The organism is Streptomyces sp. NPDC043878, from assembly GCF_056435735.1.
The window spans coordinates 378862-396289 of record NZ_JBWKDW010000002.1 but is presented as its reverse complement, the minus strand read 5'-3'; the positions used below and the strand labels follow the sequence as shown (position 1 = coordinate 396289).

Here is a 17428-nt window from a genome sequence, read left to right as displayed (position 1 = left end):
GGGCCACCCACCGCCAAGGGCGGCCTGGCACCGTGGAGTTCACGGGGGCCGGCCGCCCTCTCGGCGTCGGCAGCGGCGACCGTACGACAGCCCTCCCCGAAGGCCGTCACTGGGCGCGGACGACGTTCGCTGCCGGCATGCGCAGGGCCAGGCGGGTGGGGAGGGTCGTGGTGAGGAAGGCGGTCGCGGTGATCGTGACGGCGAGGGCGGGCAGGAGCCAGCCGGGGCCGGCGGGCCAGGGGCGGCCCAGGAAGGACTGGCCCAGGAGGATCAGCGGGATCGCGGACAGCAGCAGGCCGGCGGTGAGGGCGGTGGCGGCCGTGACCGCGGCCTCGCGGCGCATCATCGCCCGGATCTGACGGGGGGTCGTACCACTCAGCCGTAGCGTGGCCAACTCGGTTCGGCGCTGCGCGGTGGCAGCCACGAGCTTGTTCGCGATGCTGAGCAGGAGGTAGACCAGCAGGACCACGACGGTGGCCAGGTTGATCCACACCTCCGGCGGGGCGTCCTCCAGGCCGTCGGCGGCGGGGAGCCGGGTGCCGGCGAGCGCCAGGCCGGGCCGGGAGGCCGCGAAGGCGGTGAGGCGACGGTGGGCCGAGGCCGTGCCGTCGGTGCGGATCAGGACGGACTGGTCGAGGGCCGTCGTGGTGTGCCCGGCGGCGAGGTCGCCGGACAGGGCGAGCGTGCCGAAGCCGAGGCCCCGGGCGTAGACGGCGACCACCTCGGCGTCGGTCCTCGTGCCGTCGCCCAGCACCAGGCTCACGTGCCGGCCGGGCCGGGCCCCCCGGGTGCGGGCGACGTCGCTGCTGACGGCGACCGTGCGGCCGGTCAGGCGGCGCAGGCTGCCGTCCCTGACGTCCAGGTCGAGCACGCCGGCCGCGGACGGCGTGAGGATCATCGCGGTCTGCGCCTCGGCCTGGGGGTCGCCGAGCTGCTCGTAGCGCCACACCACGGTGGTGGAGCCGACGGGGGCCGCCGCGCGTACGCCGGGTGTGTGCCGTACGGCGGAGAGCGTACCGGTGGGCAGGCCGCCCAGGCCGGGCGCGGTGAGCCGCTGCTGGGCGAGGGTGCCGGCCCGCGTGTCGCGGGCGGTGGCGGCAAGGACCGTGGTCTGGGTGAGGACGTATGTCAGGACGAACACGACCGCCATGGCGAGCGCGCTGACGATCCCCGCGTTGCGCAGGGCGTAGGCGCGCACGTTGGAGGCGGCGAGCCAGGTCGGGGCGGACGCGGACCGGGTGCGCCGGACCGCCAGCGAGCCGATGCCCCGCACGAGCGCCGGGCCGGTCAGTGCCAGGCCGATCGCCCCGAGGATGCCCGCGATGGAGGTGGCCGCCGCGCCGACGACCGTGCGGGAGAACAGCGGGGTCACCGACAGGGTCGTCGCGCCGGCCAGCACCAGCAGGCCGGCGCGGGTGCGGGCCCTCGACGGGCCGCGGGGTTCGCTGCGCGACTCGGCGACGGCCTCCGTGGCGGGCATCCGCGAGGTGCGCCAGGCGGCTCCCCGGGCCGACAGCTGGACGGCCGCCGCCATCAGCAGGAGGGACGCGAGAGCCGGCAACGGGCTGATCGTGAGCGGGAGTTCGGGCGGGACGACACCCTGGTCGGTCAGCAGCCGGCGGAACCGGCCGGCCAGCAGGTAGCCGAGTCCCACACCGGGGGCCACGGCCACGGCCGCGACCACGCCGGACTGGGCCGCGGCCAGGCGGCGGATCTGCCGCGGGGTCGCTCCCACGGCCCGCATCAGCGCCAGGTCGCGGCGCTGGCCGCCGACCGCCACCGCCAGCGCGCTCGCCATGACGAACCCGGTGATCAGCAGGACGATCCCGCCGAGCGAACCGGACAGCAGGATCAGCAGGGAGCGGGAGGCGCCCACGCCGGGGGAGACCGTGTCGCCGCGCCCGCCCCCGGTGAGGGTCAGCAGCCCGGTGCCCGCCAGCTTCGTGTGGACCTCGGAGGCGACGCGTTCCCGCGCGCCGGGCGCCGTACGCAGACCGATGAGGTCGACGGTCGCGTCGGCTCCGGTGCCGTGGCCGGACAGCCGCAGGGCCGTCGGGTCGGCGAAGAGGAGACCCGCGTCCGGCGCGGCGACGACCGCCGAGACCCGGTACGCGGCGGCGGTCCGGCCGGCGGCCACCACCCGGACCCGGTCACCGGGCCGCACCCCGGCGGCGTCGGCCAGGGCGCTGTCGACCGCCACCTCGCCGGAGCCGGCCGGCGGACGGCCCGCCACGCGCGCGGCGGCCGACAGGCGCGACGAGGACCAGCCGTGCCCCGCCGTCGCCGGGTCCCGGACGCCCGGGACCGCCCGGCCGGAGTCGTCGACGAGAGCGGCGGGAAAGCCGAGGTCGCCGACCGCCCCGGTGACCCCGGGCAGCGCGGCGAGTTCGGCGGTCAGCCGGGCGGGGACGCGGCGCCGTTCCGGCAGCGCGACCGGCAGGTCGCCACCGCCCGGGCGGAACTCCTGGTCGGCCGCGACCACCACGTCCGCGCCTGCCAGCCGGCCGGCCGGCAGGTGGGAGCGCAGACCGGACTCGGCCAGCACTCCGGTGCCGGTGATCAGGGCCGCGCCGCCGAGCACCGCGCACGCCACGGCCGACAGCGCGGCCAGGCGGTGCCCGGCCATCCGTATCGCCAGATGCAGCATCGTCTTCTACCTCTCCCCCAACATGACCAGCCGGTCGGCGAGTCGGGGGGCCGTCGGGGCGTTCAGGGACTCGACGACCCGGCCGTCGGCCATCACCAGCACCTGGTGGGCGCGGGCGGCGGCCGCCGGGTCGTGGGTGACCATCACGACCGTCTGGCCCAGCGTGTCCACGAGTTCGCGCAGCAGGTCCAGCACGTCGCGGGCGCTGCGCAGATCCAGCGCGCCGGTCGGCTCGTCGGCGAAGACGACTGCCGGCCGGGCCGCCAACGCCCGTGCCAGGGCGGCTCGTTGCTGCTGGCCGCCGGACAGCTCGGCGGGACGACGGGTGAGCCGGTCGGCCAGTCCGACCCGCTCGACCAGCATGTCCACCCAGTCCCGGTCCGGGGCGCGGCCCGCCAGCCGCAGAGGCAGCGTGATGTTGTCCTCGACGCTGAGCGAGGGGATGAGGTTGTAGGACTGGAACACGAACCCGATCCGCTCCCGGCGCAGTTCGGTACGGCGGGTCTCGTTCAGGCCCGCGATCTCACGGCCGTCGACACGGACGCTGCCCGAGGTCGGGGAGTCCAGCCCGGCGGCACAGTGCATCAGCGTGCTCTTGCCCGAGCCCGAGGGGCCCATCACCGCGAGGAACGTGCCGGGTGCCACGGTCAGCGACACGGCGTCGAGGGCGCGTACCCCTCCCGGGTACTCCTTGGTGACGTCCGTGAGCTCGATGGCCGACGCCCGCCGCGTGGTGCTCGCGGGGTGTGTCGCGGCCCTCATCGCCGGCCCTGGAGTCCGCGGACGGCGAGGGCGGCCACACAGACGGCCGTCGTCGCGCCGATGGCCAGGTGTACGGCCGTACCGGCACCGGCGTACGACGCCACCGTGTTGGCGACCACGCTGACCACCACCAGCGTCCACAACAGTGTGCGCACCGCGTCCGACATGGAGGTCTCCTCCGCTCGATTCCCCGTCTGCTGTCGTCACCGACGCTATGGACCGGACCCCCTGCGAGCCGATCCCGCCCACCGCCCGGTTCGAGGTACAGCAGGCTGTACTCCCGGCCCCTGTGACTGACGTGAACTGCGGTGCGCTCTAAGGTCGTTCACGAGCCGGGCAGGGGAGTCGGGTGGGGGGGCGCGCGAACGCGCGGGTGCGGGAGAGCGGCTGCGGGTGCGGGTGCGGGGTGCCGGTACCGGCGCGGGCCGGGACCTGTCCCGTGCGTCCCGTCCGTCCGCGTCCCGTCGCGCCCGTCCCGCACCGTTCCGTTCCGTCGCGCGAAGAGGAGGGCTGATGACCATCAGGGGGCGGCATCCCGCCGCGACCGGCCCCGGAGCCGGCCGCGAGACGGCGGGGGGCGCCGTGCCGGGGCCGGGGAGGTCCTCGCGCGGGCCTTCGGCGAAGCGTTCGGCGCTCTCGGGCGGCTGGCCGGCGGGCTGGGCACCGCGGCGGGAGCGCTGGGGGTGCTGTGCTGGCTGGCTGTCACCGCCCTGACCGTCCCGGTGGGTGCGGGCCTGCTCATGGCGCCCGCGGTGCTGCGCGCCCTGCACGCCCTGGCCGGCCGGGAACGCGAACGGCTGGGCCGGCACGGTCCGGAGGTCCTCGCCCCACAGCCCCCGCCGACGCGGCCGCGCACCGCCCTCGCCGACCCCGTCACCCGGCGCGAGTTGCGCTGGCTGGTCCGGCACGCCACCCTCGGACTGCTCCTCGGGCTGCTCGGGGTCCTGCTGCCGGTCGCAGCCGTGCGCGACAGCACGTTCCCGCTGTGGTGGCGCCTGGTGCCCGACAACGTGACGAGCACGTCGCCCGGCATCGGGACCACACGCTCGTGGCCCGGCGCCCTCGCCGTGCTCCTCCTCGGGGCCGGCTGGACCGCCATCATCCTCGGCCTCACCCCCGGCATGGCCCGGCTCCAGGAGCGGCCGGGACGCCGGCTGCTCGCGGCCCGCCCCGAGACGGACCTGTCCCTGCGGGTCGCCGAACTCACCGCCACCCGCGCCGCCGCCCTGGACGCCCACGCCACCGAACTGCGCCGCATCGAACGCTCCCTGCACGACGGCACGCAGAACCGGCTCGTCACCGTGACCGTGCTGCTCGGCGCCGCCCGCCGGATGGTGGCCCGCGACCCGGCCGGCGCCGACGAACTCCTCGAACGCGCCCAGTCCGCCGCCGAACAGGCCCTGGCCGAACTACGGACGGTCGCGCGCGGCATCCTGCCCCCGGTGCTGGCCGACCGGGGGCTGGCCGGCGCGCTGTCGGGACTGGCCGCCCAGTGCGCGGTGCCCTGCCGGATCGACGTCGACGTACCCGTGCGCTGCGCCGCCTCCGTCGAGGCGACCGCCTACTTCGTGGTCGCCGAGGCCCTCACCAACATCGCCCGGCACAGCGGCGCCGGGCACGCCACCGTCACCGCCCGCGCCCACGCCGGCCGGCTGCGCCTGCGCGTCGGCGACGACGGCCGCGGCGGCGCCGACGAGAGCGCCGGCTCCGGGCTCACCGGCATCCGCCGCCGGATCGCGGCGCACGACGGCACCCTCACGCTGGCCAGCCCGGCCGGCGGACCGACGAGCCTGGAGGTGGACCTGCCATGCGGATCGTGATCGCGGAGGACGACCCGCTGCTGCGGGAGGGGCTGGCGCTGCTGCTGCGCGCCGAGTCCCTCGACGTGGTGGCCACCGCCGGGACCGCCGACGGCGCGCTGGACGCCATCGGCGCGCACACGCCCGACGTCGCCATCCTCGACGTACGGATGCCGCCGACCCACACCGACGAGGGGATCGTGGCGGCGGTCGAGGCCCGGCGCCGGCAGCCCGGGCTCGCCGTGCTGGTGCTGTCCGCGTACGTCGAGCAGTCCTTCGCCACCGAGTTGCTCACCGGCGGCGTGGCCGGCCTCGGCTATCTGCTCAAGGAACGGGTCGGGCGGGTGGAGGAGTTCCTCGACGCGCTGCGCCGGGTGGCCGCCGGAGGCACCGCGATCGACCCGGAGGTGGTCGTGCAGCTCTTCACCCGCTCGCGTGAGGACAGCCGCCTGGACCGGCTCAGCCCGCGCGAGCGGGAGGTGCTCGCGCTGATGGCCGAGGGGCTGGGCAACACGGCCGTCGCCGAACGGCTGGTGGTCACCGAGGGCGCCGTCCACAAGCACATCCGCAGCATCTTCGCGAAGCTCGACCTGGCCCCCACCGACCGGGTGGACCGCCGGGTCGCCGCCGTCCTGCGCTACCTGGAGGACGTCCGCCGGCCGGCCTGAGCGACGCGGGAGGGTCCGCGGGGATGGGAGCGCTACCACCGGCCGGCGGACCCGGCGCGGCCTTGGCGGCCGACCCCGCGGTCCCCGGCGGAAAACCCCCTCCTCATCTGTCACAGGCATGCCATACGCTGCGCATAGCAGCCGCGCCCCGGACGCCACCGCGATCAGCGGTCGTATCCGGGCGTTGCGCGGCGCACTCAACTACCGGTGTCCCACCGGTTTTCTTGTGGGGGTATCAGCACTGTGCGCAGGCGCAGCATCTCTACCGCGACGACGCTCGCGGTTCTCTTCAGCTCGGCGGCGCTGAGCGTCGTCGCGGCCGGTACGGCGTCGGCCGCCTCGGCGACCGTCACCTCGCCGGGCGGCATCGTCGCGGACGGGGCCCTGCAGCGGGTCTTCGTCGGCGACAGCTCGGCCGGCCGGATCGTCGCCGCGAACTACTCCGGCACCCTCGTCGACTCGATCAGCGGCATCGGCCAGATCTCCGACCTGGCGCTGTCCGAGGACGGCGCGACCCTGTACGCGGCCGCGCCCGACCTGCACGAGATCGTGGCCCTCGACGCGGCCACCCTCGACGTCAAGCACCGCTACACCGTCTCCACCACCACCGGCCCGCGCCACGTCGCCTTCGCCGGCGGCAAGCTCTGGTTCTCCTACGGCGACCAGTGGGACGGCGACCTGGGCTCGGTCGACCCGGCCGTGGACCCGGCGGGCGAGACCGACCCGGTGACGCTCGGCCAGTACTCGAACAAGGTCTGGGGCCAGGCGCTCCTGGACACCGACCCGAACCAGCCGGGCGTGCTGGCGGTCGGCGAGACCGGCATCTCCACGGACTCGATGGCCGTCCTCGACGTGTCCGGCGCCACCCCGCAGCAGGTCGCCTGGTACCAGGGCGACTACTCGCTGAACAGCGGCATCGGGGACATCGACCTGATACCCGGCGGCAAGCAGGTCCTGGTCAACGGCCACGACCGGGACGCCTACGCGGACGGCACGTTCAAGGCGGCCGGCTCCTACCCGGCCGGGCAGCGCGCGGACATCGCCGCCGACGGCCTGATCGCCCAGGTCGCGGGCGACAAGGTGGCCGTCTACAAGCCGAACACCACCCAGCCGGTGCGCACCTACACCACCAGCAGCGACGGCACGGGCGACCTGGCCTGGGCCCCGGACTCCTCGCGGCTCTTCGCGCTGGTCCCCTCGGGCGGCGCCTACGTCCTCAAGGCGCTCACCGGTCCGACGCTGAACGCCCCGACGCTCACGGTCAGCGCCCCGGCGACCGCCCCGCGGGCCAAGCAGCTCACCGTCAAGGGCAAGCTGTCGGCGACGGTTCCGCTGCCCGCCGGCGTGAAGGTCCAGGTCACCCGCACCGACCTGGAGAGCCCGGACGGCAAGGCGCTGCCCGCCGCCACGGTGAAGGCGGACGGCACGTACTCCTTCACGGACACCCCGCCGGCCGGCGGCACGGTCACGTACAAGGTCAGCTACGCGGGCGACGCCGAGCACTCCTCGGCGAGCGGCTCCGACAAGGTCGCGGTCTCCCGCGCCTCGACGGCCCTGACGCTGAACAAGAACGGCAACCTCTACGACTACGGGACCGACGTCTCGTTCACGGCGCACCTCGGCACGACGTACAAGAACCGTACGGTCGAGATCTGGGCCGACCCCTTCGGCGGCGACAAGCCGAAGAAGCTCATCAAGACCGGCAAGGTCAACTCCCACGGCAACCTCTCGGCGACCGTGGACATGACCCGCGACACGACCGTCACCGCCGTCTTCAAGGGTGACGCCCGCTACGCGCCGAAGTCGGTGAAGTCCACGGCGTACGCCCGCGTCAAGATCTCCACGTCCGTCTCCAGGCACTACAAGACGGGCCGGATCGGCTCGCACTCGTACTACTGGTTCCACAAGAGCACCGACCCGCTGCTCACCACGACGATGACCTACTACCCGGGCCGCCAGCAGCGGTTCGACCTGGAGGTCTACTACAACGGCACGTGGAACTCGGCCGACTCGGAGTACTTCGGGCTCGGCACGAACGGCAAGTCGGCCGTGAGTCTGGGCGCCCCGGGCGAGGCCGGCATCAAGGCGCGGATGCGCTCGACGTACGTCAACGGTTCCTCCGGTGACTCCGTGAACTCGACGACGTACGGCTCCTGGAAGTACCTGTACTTCTCCAACTGACCCGCCAACCGGCCATCGGGCGGCGGGGTTTCCCCTGCCGCTCGTGGCCGTCGGTCACCCGTCGCCGGCCCGGAGAGCGGGCCGGGGGCGGGTGCGGGGGGTGAGCCCCGCGGAAGCCACGGGGGAGCCCGGGGAAGCCACAGGGAAGCCCCGGGAAGAAGAGCAGTAGAACTCTTGAACAATTCGGGAAAACAGCCAGGGGCCCGCACCGGAAGGTGCGGGCCCCTGTGTTACGCCGGGTGAGCGCAGATCAGGCGGGGACGATGTTCTCCGCCTGCGGGCCCTTCTGGCCCTGCGTGACGTCGAAGGTCACCTTCTGGCCTTCCTGCAGCTCACGGAAGCCCTGGGTGGCGATGTTCGAGTAGTGGGCGAAGACGTCGGGACCGCCGCCCTCCTGCTCGATGAAGCCGAAGCCCTTTTCCGCGTTGAACCACTTCACAGTACCGGTGGCCATGTCATAACTCCTGAAACAGTGCTGGGAGCTCACACCGCGTGAGCCCCGCTCATCGCCGTGATGATCACCTGCCAGGGAAAAACCGTCAGCAAAATGGCAACCAAAACTGCAACTGGGACCCAACCCTAGCACCCGAAAAGCGCGGAAAGAATATGCGCAAAAAGAAGTGTCCGACCCCGACGGAATTCCTGCTCCGCCGACACCAGATTTTCCGTCGCGGCCCCGACCGTATCTCTCCGCCGGGGGTCACAGGTCCCCACTGTGACCCGGGGAGACACCACGGGCACCGGCGGTGAGGCCACGCCGTCGGGCGGGGTCCGCACGTCACCCGTACGGCCGCCACCCGAACGCTGGGCGGGCAGGGGGCGGCAAAGAGTCGCTATTGCACCCGTACGGGCGAATAATTGACCTATGAGCAACGTGATGTTTGAACTGGCGGCCCAGTCGGGTGACGTGCTGAACGTGCTCGCGGCCTTCGCGGGTGGCCTGGTCATCGCCGGCGCCCTGGTGTGGGCCGTGCGACTGGGCATGAAGGTCGGGGACGAGGAGTCCCCGAGACCCAGGCCGGAGGAGCAGCCCCGGCTGCCCGCGACCGGCGCGATCCGCGAGACACGGGAGATGCGGGAGGCCGAGGAGGTCCCCGTCGCGGCGGACGAGACGGAACGGCTCATGCCGTACCAGCTCCGCCACGCCGGGACCAGGCGGGGCGAGGACCAGCGGCGGCGGCGCTGGCAGCCCGGCTCCAGCGGCTCCTTCGGCAGCGGCGGCCTGGGACACACGTAACGGGCCCGGACGACGCGGGGGCCGCCCTGCCGTCCACGGGGGACGGGGGCAGCCCCGCTTCGGGTACTTCGAGTGCCTCGGCCACTCCGGGCGCCTCGGACACTTCAGGCGCCTCGTCGTGCACCTGGAAACCCGTGGCCCCGGGTCAGGTGGCCCCGGGTCCGGCGACCTCGGGCCCGGGGGCCCGGACTCCGGTCACCTCAGACCCGGCTGTCCGCCGGCCGGTAGACCGCCAGCGCCCAGATCACGAAGAAGTCGATGGCGATCATGACGAGCGACCAGAGCGGCGCGTACGGCAGGAACAGGAACTGCGCCAGCATGCTCAGCGAGGCCAGGAAGATACCGGTGACGCGCGCCCAGGTGAGACCCCTGAGGATGCCCGCGCCGGTCGCCACGGCCAGCGCGCCCAGGATGACCAGGATCCAGCCCCAGCCGGTCAGGTTGATCTTGTAGACGTAGTCGCCGAGGCGGGCGTACACGTCGTCCTTGGCGAGCGCCGAGATGCCCTGGAAGATCGCCAGAACACCGTTCATCAGCATCAGGACACCGGCGAAGACGGCGCCGCCGGATGCCCAGGCGGAGTTGGTGTGTCCCGTGCCGGGGCTGCCCGCCTCGGGTGCCGAGCCGGCCGGCCGGTGCCCCTCGGCCCAGGCCGAGGTCTGCTCCTGTCCGGTCGGCGGCTTCGCGTGCGGCTGCTGGGTCATGGCCGTACCCCACATCTTCCGGGGCGTCGGGTGTCGTACACCGTCCGCCCGTATGTCGTCGGTTCTCCGACGATCCGGCCGGAGCCGGGCCGCCACCACGGGAGCTGGGCCGAACGGGTGACGCCCGGCATGCGGCCGGGCGCCCGCCGATCTTCACTGGGACGGAAGACACCCACACGGGTTACGCAGGCCCGGGGCGAGACTTCTGGAGGCGAGATGGCCGGTTACCGTGCGCGCCGGACGACGGCCGGAGCGCTGACCGCCACCGTGGTGGCCGTGGCCGCCGCGCTGACCGGCTGTTCCAGCGACGACAGCCCGTCGGACGCGGTCAGCAAGGCCGCCTCGGCGGCCCGGTCGGCGGGCGCCGAGGTGACGGCCGCCGCGTCCTCCCTCGCCTCGCGGGCCTCGGAGGCGTACGCGTCGGCGACGGCCGAGGCCGGCCGCACCTTCGACGACATCAAGGGCGGGACCGACGCCAAAGGGTCCGTCACGCTCGGCACCCCGGCCACCGACGCCGACGGACGGACGACGGTCGACGTCACCGCCGCGAACACCGCGGGCTCGGCGAAGTCCTTCGCCGTGCAGGTCGACTTCACCGGCCAGGACGGCGGGCTGCTCGACGTGGTCGTCGTCACCGTGTCCGACGTGCCGGCCGGCGGGTCGGGCAAGGCCACGGCCCGCAGCAACCGGAAGCTGACCGACACGGGCAAGGGAGAGGTGCGCACGAAGGTGGCGCGGGCGGTGCGGTACTGAGCCCGCCCACCGCCTGCGCGGCCCCCGGGCCGCGTGAGAACCGGGCGACGAGGCACCGAGGCAGGCGATGAGCGAGACACCGGAACTCTTCACGGAGGCGGACTACGCGGCCCGGATGACGCGTGCCGCCCGGGAGGCGGCCCTCGCCGGGCTCGCCGGGCTGCTCGTCACCCCCGGACCCGACCTGGTCCGGCTGTGCGGCTACCGGCCCGCGGCGGACACCGGGCGGCTGACCCTGCTGGTGCTGGCCGCGGACTCCGAACCCCGGCTGCTGGTACCGGCCCGGGAACTGCCGGACGCCGAGACCGCTCCCGGCGCGGGAGCGCTGCGCACCTTCGTCTGGCACGACGGCCAGGACCCGTACGCCGCCGCGGCCGGACTGCTGCGCCCGCACGGCCACTACGGCGTCTGCGACTCCACCTGGGCACTGCATCTGCTGGGCCTCCAGGAGGCGCTGCCGCTGACCACCTACCGGCCGCTGACCGTGGTGCTGCCGCTGCTGCGCGCGGTCAAGGACGCGCACGAGGTGGCCCGGCTGGCGGCCGCGGGCGCGGCGGCCGACGCGGCGTACGCGGAGATCCTCTCCGTGCGCTTCGCCGGGCGCCGGGAGGCCGACGTGGCCGCCGACCTGGCCCGGCTGCTGCGTGAACACGGCCACAGCCAGGTCGACTTCACCCTGGTCGGCGCCGGCCCCAACGGCGCCGACCCGCACCACGAGGCGGGCGAACGCACCATCGAGGACGGCGACATGGTGGTGCTCGACTTCGGCGGCCTGCGCGACGGTTACGGCTCCGACACCACCCGCACGGTCCACGTCGGCGAGCCGACCCGGGAGGAACGGCGGGTCCACGGGGTCGTCCGGGCCGCGCAGCAGGCGGCCTTCGAGGCGGTACGGCCCGGCACGCCCTGCCGGGAGATCGACCGGGTGGCCCGCACGGTGATCGAGGACGCCGGCTACGGCGACCGTTTCGTGCACCGCACCGGACACGGCATCGGCGTCACCACCCGCGAACCGCCGTATCTGGCCGAGGGCGAGGACGAGCCGCTGGTCGCCGGCATGTGCTTCTCCATCGAACCCGGCATCTACCTGCCCGACCGCTTCGGGGTGCGCATCGAGGACGTCGTGACGTGCACCGAGGAGGCCGGGCGCCGGCTCAACACGACCCCGCACGACCTGGCGATCGTGTCCTGAGCGGTCGTCGGCCCGCACGCCGTCCGGAACCGGGCCCCACGCCATCCAGCCGGAACCGGGCCTCACGCCATCCAGAAGAAGACCGCCGTCATGCGCTTCTCCTCCAGCGTGGTCCCGCAGTAACCGGTCGCGCTGTGCACGAGGTTGGCGCTGTACAGGAGCAGCCGGTTGTGGCGGTGCGGCACGCGCACGTCCTCCTCGAAGGCGTCGGCGGACACGAACCGGGTGCCGAGCGCGTCGACGAGGTTGTTGTGCGGGGCCTGTACGACGTTGCCGCCGAGCCGTCCGCCGGGCAGTGACTGCCGGTAGAAGCTCGTCCCGCAGTCCTTGGGCACCGACGGGTTGAGGTAGAGCACGGCCGCGTACCGGCACAGGGCCCGTGAGTCGGTGTGCGGCCGGGGCTCGCTCTCGCCCTCGCCGACGACCTGCACGCAGTTGTGGTTGAGCGTTCCGCCGCCGGGCGCCTGCTGCACCCACAGGCGGCCGGCCCCGGTCGCCTTGCGCACCAGTGCCTCGACACGCCCCAGTTCGGCCGCGTCGAGGCCGGGCATGGCCCGCAGTCCCGGCCAGCTCTCGGGTTTGTGGGGGTGGCCCTCGATCCAGTCGTCCTTGGCGAGGCACCGCTCGCGGACGGCGTCCGGATCGGACAGGACGTCGTCCAGGACCCAGTAGTCGCGCCCCTTGGTGGGCTTGCGGTAGGGCAGGACGGGAAGGGCGGGACGAGCCGTGGGGAGGCGGGGAGGCTGTGGGGGCATGCGGCCGAATGTAGGACGGGGGATCGTCTCGACTCTCCCGCAGCGCGGTCAACATTCCGTCAACTCGCGCGTGCACCTAGTGACTTATGCGCCCTTTGACCACCGGCACCGGACGGCCGCACGCGGTCCGGCTGAGGCCCTCGTCACAGCACCCGGCCTCACTCTTTACCAATTCAAAAGGTTTCCGGTGGCGCCGCCTCCGTATTTCCCTGCGTCCGACCCGCCTGACGGCGGGACCGCCACGAGGCAGGAGGCATGGTGCGCTTTTCGCGGAACGCGACGGGAACGATCTTCGTGGGCGGTGCCCTCGGCCTGACCCTTGCCGCGCTGGCCTATCCGTCGATGCTGGGTCTCAGCACCGTCTCCAGTGCGCCGGACCGGATCATCGCCCAGACGCAGTGGGGGCCGCTGACGGAGTCCGACCGGGACTTCGTGGTCAAGGTGCGCGCGGCGGGGCTGTGGGAGTACCCGGTCGGTCAGATCGGCCTGCAGAAGGGGACCACCAAGGGGGTCCTCACGGCGAGCCAGCACCTGATCGACGGGCACGCCGGGCTCGACGCGACCTGCCGCAAGATCGCCCCCATGCTCAACATCACGCTCCCCAACGTGGCGAGCCCGCAGCAGCAGGGCTTCGTGTCGCAGCTGAGCGCGGACACCGGCAAGCAGTTCGACGTGGACTTCGCCAACATCCTGCGCGTGACGCACGGGTCGATCTTCAACACGGTTGCGAAGATCCGCTCCACCACCAAGAACTCCCTGGTGCGGGCGCTGGCCGACCAGGCCAACGTGACCGTCCTGGACCACATCACGGTCATGGAGAAGACCGGTCTGGTCAACTTCGACCAGGCGCTCTTCACGCAGACCACCCCGCCGAAGCTGCCCAAGACGGACCTGACGCCGCCGGCCCCGCCGGCCGGTCAGCCGGAGGTCGTCCTCACCCCGCCGGCGAACAGCACCCAGACCCCGCAGCCGCTGCCGACCGTGGGGTGACGGCCGGCCCCCGCGGGCCCCTGCCCCGCCGTCGGCCGCCCCCGCTAACTCCCGAGCCACACGGTCGTGTCCGGGCCCAGCAGGCCGCCCTCCAGCGGCCCGCTGGTCAGCAGTACCTCCCCGGCCGGCAGCGGGACCGCCTGGTCCGACAGGTTCGCCGCACAGCGCCAGCCCTCGTGCCGGGCGAAGTGCAGGATCCCGGGCGGGACGTCGTCCGTCCAGGCCAGCGTCTCCCCGTCGAGCAGCTTGCGGCGCAGCCTCAGGGCCGTGCGGTAGAGCTCCAGCGTCGAGCCCTCGACCCCGTCCTGGGCCTCGACGGCGTACGCCGCGAAGCTCTCCGGCTGCGGCAGCCAGGCCGCGCCCGTCCCGAAGCCGTACGACGGTCCCGTGCGCGTCCACGGCAGCGGCACCCGGCAGCCGTCGCGCCCCTTGCGGACCCGGCCCGTCTGCTCCCAGATCGGGTCCTGGAGGACCTCGAAGGGCAGGTCGGCGACCTCGGGCAGACCGAGTTCCTCGCCCTGGTAGACGTACGCCGATCCGGGCAGCGCCAGCATCAGCAGCGTGGCCGCCCGGGCCCGGCGCAGGCCCGCCACCGGGTCGACGGCGGGGGCGTGGCCGCCGGACAGCAGCCAGGCGTTGTCGTCGGTGCCCGGCGGGAGCATCAGACGGGAGGCGTGCCGGACGACGTCGTGGTTGGACAGGACCCAGGTGGCCGACGCCCCGGCCGACGCGGCCGTGTCCAGCGAGTCGGTGACGACCTGGCGCAGTTGGGCCGCGTCCCAGCCCGCCTGGAGGTACTCGAAGTTGAAGGCCTGGCCGAGTTCGTCGGGCCGGGCGTACAGCGCGCGCCGGGCGCCCGGCACCCATGCCTCGGCGACCGCGGTGCGGGGCGGGCGGTAGGCGTCGAAGACGGTCCGCCAGTCGCGGTAGATCTCGTGCACCTCGTCGCGGTCGTAGAAGGGGTGCGTGCCGGGCGGGAGGGTGGCGAGCGCGGCCTCGCCGGTGGTCTCCGCGGTGCCGAGGTCGCGCAGCGGCTCGCCGAGGTCCTTGGCCAGGGCGTGCGCGACATCGACGCGGAAGCCGTCGACCCCGCGGTCGGACCAGAACCGCAGGGTGGTCCGGAAGTCGGCGCGGACCTCGTCGTTGTCCCAGTTCAGGTCGGGCTGTTGGGGGGCGAACAGGTGCAGGTACCACTGGCCGTCCGGCACCCGGCGCCAGGCGCTGCCGCCGAACACGGACTGCCAGTCGGTGGGCGGCAGTTCGCCGTGCGCGCCGCGGCCGTCGCGGAAGACGTACCGGTCGCGGGCGGCGGAGCCGGGCCCCGCCCGCAGGGCCTCCTGGAACCAGACGTGCTGGTGCGAGGTGTGGTTCGGCACCAGGTCGACGATCACCTTCAGGCCCAGCCGGTGGGCCTCGGCGACCATGGCGGCGAAGTCGTCGAGAGTGCCCAGGCGCGGGTCGACGTCGCGGTGGTCGGCGATGTCGTAGCCGCCGTCGGCGAGCTCCGAGGGGTAGAAGGGGCTCAGCCACAGCGCGTCGACGCCGAGCGCGGCGAGGTGGGTCAGGCGCCGGGTGACGCCCCGGATGTCACCGAGCCCGTCACCGTCGGCGTCGGCGAAGCTGCGCGGGTAGACCTGGTAGACGACGGCCTGCCGCCACCAGTCGGGATCCTTGCCGGAGAGGTCGGGCGTGGTGCGAACGGTCACGCGTGTTCCTCCGTGCTGGGTGTGGGCGGATGCCGTGCGGCCAGGGGGCGTATGACCGGATGCCGTACGACCGGATGCCGTACGGGCGATATCCAGAACCCTGTCCACTTGGCCGGAAAAGTGAACATCCGGCCTGCCTCCCCACGGCCCGGAGCGAGGTGTTCCCTATGTGGGGGAATGGTGATGACCGACTCAACCCGCTTTGCATCGGCGCAGGTTGACAGCCCTGAGCCGAGAGATCCACGATGTCCGCACGCTGTGGCGCATGTGACCTATGAGCCCAGTGTTTCTTCGGGTTACTCACCCCCTGCACACGCCAAGATGGGATACGCATGTCCATAGCGAGACGTGTCACCGTGCGCCGCCTGCTGGGGACGGGCGCCGCGACGCTCGCCCTCTGTACCGCCTCCGTCGCCGCCGCCTCGGGCGCCTTCGCCACCGGCACGCCCGGCGGTGACGGCTGGAAGTCCGCCGACGGCTACCGGCCGGGATCGGGCGCGGGCACGATCACGGAGACCGACCGCTGCCAGTTCTCGCTCGACGGCACGAACTTCTACGACTCCGTGAAGGTCGACGACCAGAACCTGCGGCCCACCGACGACGGCAAGGTCCACATCAAGGTCCGTACCGCCGGCGACGCCACCACCTGCACCGCCTCCCTGGCCTCCTACCTCGCCCACGGGTCCAGCTTCCGCACCTCCGGCGAGCAGGTCTTCGTCGACTTCGACAGCGTGACGGTCAAGCCCGGCCAGACCGAGTCCCTCGACATCGCCGTGCCGGACGCGGGCTGCTTCGCGCAGATCGACCTCTACCGGGGCGCGGTCAGGTTCGACGGCGAACTCGACGCGAAGGACGGCTTCGAACACGGCGACCTGCCCAAGGGCCCCGACCACCCGGTCATCAAGGACAAGCTGATCGCGGCCTGGAACGGCGGCACGAAGGAGTGCACGACGGCCCCCTCCCAGACGCCGTCCACGCCGACGCCGACCCCGGCGGCCCCGGGGTCCTCCGAGCCCTCGCAGCCCGCGCAGGAGTCCACGCCGCCGGCGGACGAGACGCCGTCGACGGACTCTCCGACCCCGACTCCGGCCACCTCCGAGTCCACCACCGCGCCGGCCACCACGCCCGACGGTGGCGGTGACGACCTCGCCGAGACCGGTGCGAGCAGCACGACGGGGCCGATCGCGATCGGGGCGGCGGTGCTGCTGGCCGGCGGCGCGGGCCTGGTGATCGTGACGCGTCGGCGTCGGGGCACGGGTGCGTGAACCGTTCCAGGGGGCTCAGCCCCCTGGACCCCCGCTCCTCGAACGCCCGAGGGGCTGGGAATCAACGCGCCGGCGGGGCGGAGAACGCCGCGCCGGCGCGGCTGAGGACTAGGGGCGGGCCTGGTCGAGCAGGGTGGCGACGGTTTCGTCGACCAGCCGGTAGCGCACGATCCGGCCCTCCTTCTCGCCCTCCACCACCCCCGCCGCCCGCAGCAGCCTGAGCGCCTGCGAGACGGCGGGGTCGTTCATCCCGGTCGCGATCGCCAGGTCGGACACGGCGAGCGGTCCGGTGCGGTGCAGGGCCAGCAGCAGGGCGAGCCGCCGGGGCTCCCCGAGCAGCGAGAAGCGGTCGGCCCAGGTGCGGACGTGGCCGGGTTCACCGATGGCGGCGATGGCGTCGCACACCCGGTGGCCGTCGATGGTGCGCCGGTCCGCGCGGTCGGCCGGGACGAGATGCATGGCGTCATCCTCGCAGGCCCACCGTGTGATCTTCCATACCTGCGCAGGTGCGCAGCTATGCAGCGGACCGTCCGCCGTCCTACGGTGGGCGGGCCGTGGTGTTCGGGAAGCCGGTGACGACCCCTCAAAGGTCCATGCCGGCGCGGCCCTCGCCACTGTGATCGGGGAGTTTCCGGCCCACCGTCCCGCGAGGGACAGCCACTGGTCGCCGCAGGGTGACCGGGAAGGCGGGCCGGCGGCGTATCACCCGTAAGCCAGGAGACCGGCCACGGCATCTCACGAAGTGATCCACGAGGTGCTGGAGCGTGAC

The 17428-nt window shown here is 73.4% G+C and carries 16 protein-coding genes and 1 riboswitch; of the genes, 8 read left to right on the top strand and 8 right to left on the bottom strand.

The window, feature by feature from the left end; genetic code table 11:
- Positions 1–106: 106 nt before the first annotated feature.
- Genes AC07AZ_RS05510 through AC07AZ_RS05500 form a run of 3 tightly spaced genes read right to left on the bottom strand, consistent with a single transcriptional unit; the run spans position 107 to position 3576 of the window.
- Entirely contained in the window at positions 107–2647 is a 2541-nt protein-coding gene (locus AC07AZ_RS05510) for an FtsX-like permease family protein (protein ID WP_478844067.1), read from the bottom strand.
- Between the two features lie 6 nt (positions 2648–2653).
- Positions 2654–3409, bottom strand: coding sequence for an ABC transporter ATP-binding protein (locus AC07AZ_RS05505; protein WP_478844065.1), 756 nt, complete (start codon positions 3407–3409; stop codon positions 2654–2656).
- The gene (locus AC07AZ_RS05500) at positions 3406–3576 is read right to left on the bottom strand and encodes a hypothetical protein (RefSeq protein ID WP_478844063.1); all 171 of its coding nucleotides are present in this window, start codon (positions 3574–3576) and stop codon (positions 3406–3408) included. The genes AC07AZ_RS05505 and AC07AZ_RS05500 overlap by 4 nt, the downstream gene beginning before the upstream one ends.
- Before the next feature lie 516 nt (positions 3577–4092).
- On the opposite strand from AC07AZ_RS05500, the gene AC07AZ_RS05495 reads away from it, so the two are divergent.
- From AC07AZ_RS05495 to AC07AZ_RS05485, 3 genes are all read left to right on the top strand, one after another.
- Positions 4093–5229 (top strand): sensor histidine kinase, encoded by a 1137-nt coding sequence (locus AC07AZ_RS05495; protein ID WP_478844061.1) that lies wholly within the window; start codon positions 4093–4095, stop codon positions 5227–5229.
- Complete coding sequence (locus tag AC07AZ_RS05490) at positions 5217–5876, top strand: response regulator (RefSeq protein ID WP_478844059.1); 660 nt, start codon at positions 5217–5219, stop codon at positions 5874–5876. Before AC07AZ_RS05495 ends, AC07AZ_RS05490 begins: the two co-directional genes overlap by 13 nt.
- A 243-nt stretch (positions 5877–6119) precedes the next feature.
- A complete protein-coding gene (locus AC07AZ_RS05485; protein ID WP_478844057.1) occupies positions 6120–8057 on the top strand; it encodes a YncE family protein in 1938 nt (645 codons plus the stop codon).
- A 250-nt stretch (positions 8058–8307) separates the two neighbouring features.
- Here the strand turns inward: AC07AZ_RS05485 and AC07AZ_RS05480 are convergent, their stop codons facing one another.
- Positions 8308–8511 carry a cold-shock protein gene (locus AC07AZ_RS05480; protein ID WP_046247661.1) on the bottom strand — a complete coding sequence of 68 codons (204 nt, stop codon included), beginning with the start codon at positions 8509–8511 and terminating at the stop codon, positions 8308–8310.
- A 411-nt stretch (positions 8512–8922) separates the two neighbouring features.
- Here AC07AZ_RS05480 and AC07AZ_RS05475 point away from each other — a divergent pair, with 411 nt between their 5' ends.
- Positions 8923–9294, top strand: a complete 372-nt coding sequence (locus AC07AZ_RS05475) for a DUF6479 family protein (RefSeq protein WP_478844055.1) — start codon at positions 8923–8925, stop codon at positions 9292–9294.
- A 200-nt stretch (positions 9295–9494) separates the two neighbouring features.
- Here the strand turns inward: AC07AZ_RS05475 and AC07AZ_RS05470 are convergent, their stop codons facing one another.
- Positions 9495–9998, bottom strand: coding sequence for a DUF7144 family membrane protein (locus AC07AZ_RS05470; protein ID WP_478844053.1), 504 nt, complete (start codon positions 9996–9998; stop codon positions 9495–9497).
- Positions 9999–10214: 216 nt separating this feature from the next.
- On the opposite strand from AC07AZ_RS05470, the gene AC07AZ_RS05465 reads away from it, so the two are divergent.
- Positions 10215–10751, top strand: a complete 537-nt coding sequence (locus AC07AZ_RS05465) for a hypothetical protein (RefSeq protein WP_478844051.1) — start codon at positions 10215–10217, stop codon at positions 10749–10751.
- Positions 10752–10818: 67 nt separating this feature from the next.
- Entirely contained in the window at positions 10819–11943 is a 1125-nt protein-coding gene (locus AC07AZ_RS05460; RefSeq protein ID WP_478844049.1) for a M24 family metallopeptidase, read from the top strand.
- A 62-nt stretch (positions 11944–12005) separates the two neighbouring features.
- Here AC07AZ_RS05460 and AC07AZ_RS05455 read toward each other — a convergent pair whose 3' ends face one another.
- Complete coding sequence (locus AC07AZ_RS05455) at positions 12006–12698, bottom strand: DUF6445 family protein (protein WP_478844047.1); 693 nt, start codon at positions 12696–12698, stop codon at positions 12006–12008.
- Positions 12699–12992: 294 nt separating this feature from the next.
- Between AC07AZ_RS05455 and AC07AZ_RS05450 the strand changes: the two genes are divergently transcribed.
- Complete coding sequence (locus tag AC07AZ_RS05450) at positions 12993–13688, top strand: DUF4142 domain-containing protein (protein ID WP_478844181.1); 696 nt, start codon at positions 12993–12995, stop codon at positions 13686–13688.
- Positions 13689–13732: 44 nt separating this feature from the next.
- Here AC07AZ_RS05450 and AC07AZ_RS05445 read toward each other — a convergent pair whose 3' ends face one another.
- Entirely contained in the window at positions 13733–15394 is a 1662-nt protein-coding gene (locus AC07AZ_RS05445) for a glycoside hydrolase family 13 protein (protein WP_478844045.1), read from the bottom strand.
- Positions 15395–15726: 332 nt separating this feature from the next.
- Between AC07AZ_RS05445 and AC07AZ_RS05440 the strand changes: the two genes are divergently transcribed.
- Entirely contained in the window at positions 15727–16659 is a 933-nt protein-coding gene (locus AC07AZ_RS05440; RefSeq protein WP_478844043.1) for an LAETG motif-containing sortase-dependent surface protein, read from the top strand.
- A 108-nt stretch (positions 16660–16767) separates the two neighbouring features.
- Here AC07AZ_RS05440 and AC07AZ_RS05435 read toward each other — a convergent pair whose 3' ends face one another.
- Positions 16768–17118: an ArsR/SmtB family transcription factor gene (locus tag AC07AZ_RS05435; protein ID WP_478844041.1), complete on the bottom strand. Its 351-nt coding sequence runs from the start codon at positions 17116–17118 to the stop codon at positions 16768–16770.
- A 79-nt stretch (positions 17119–17197) separates the two neighbouring features.
- Positions 17198–17403: riboswitch (cobalamin riboswitch) on the top strand.
- Positions 17404–17428 lie beyond the last annotated feature (25 nt).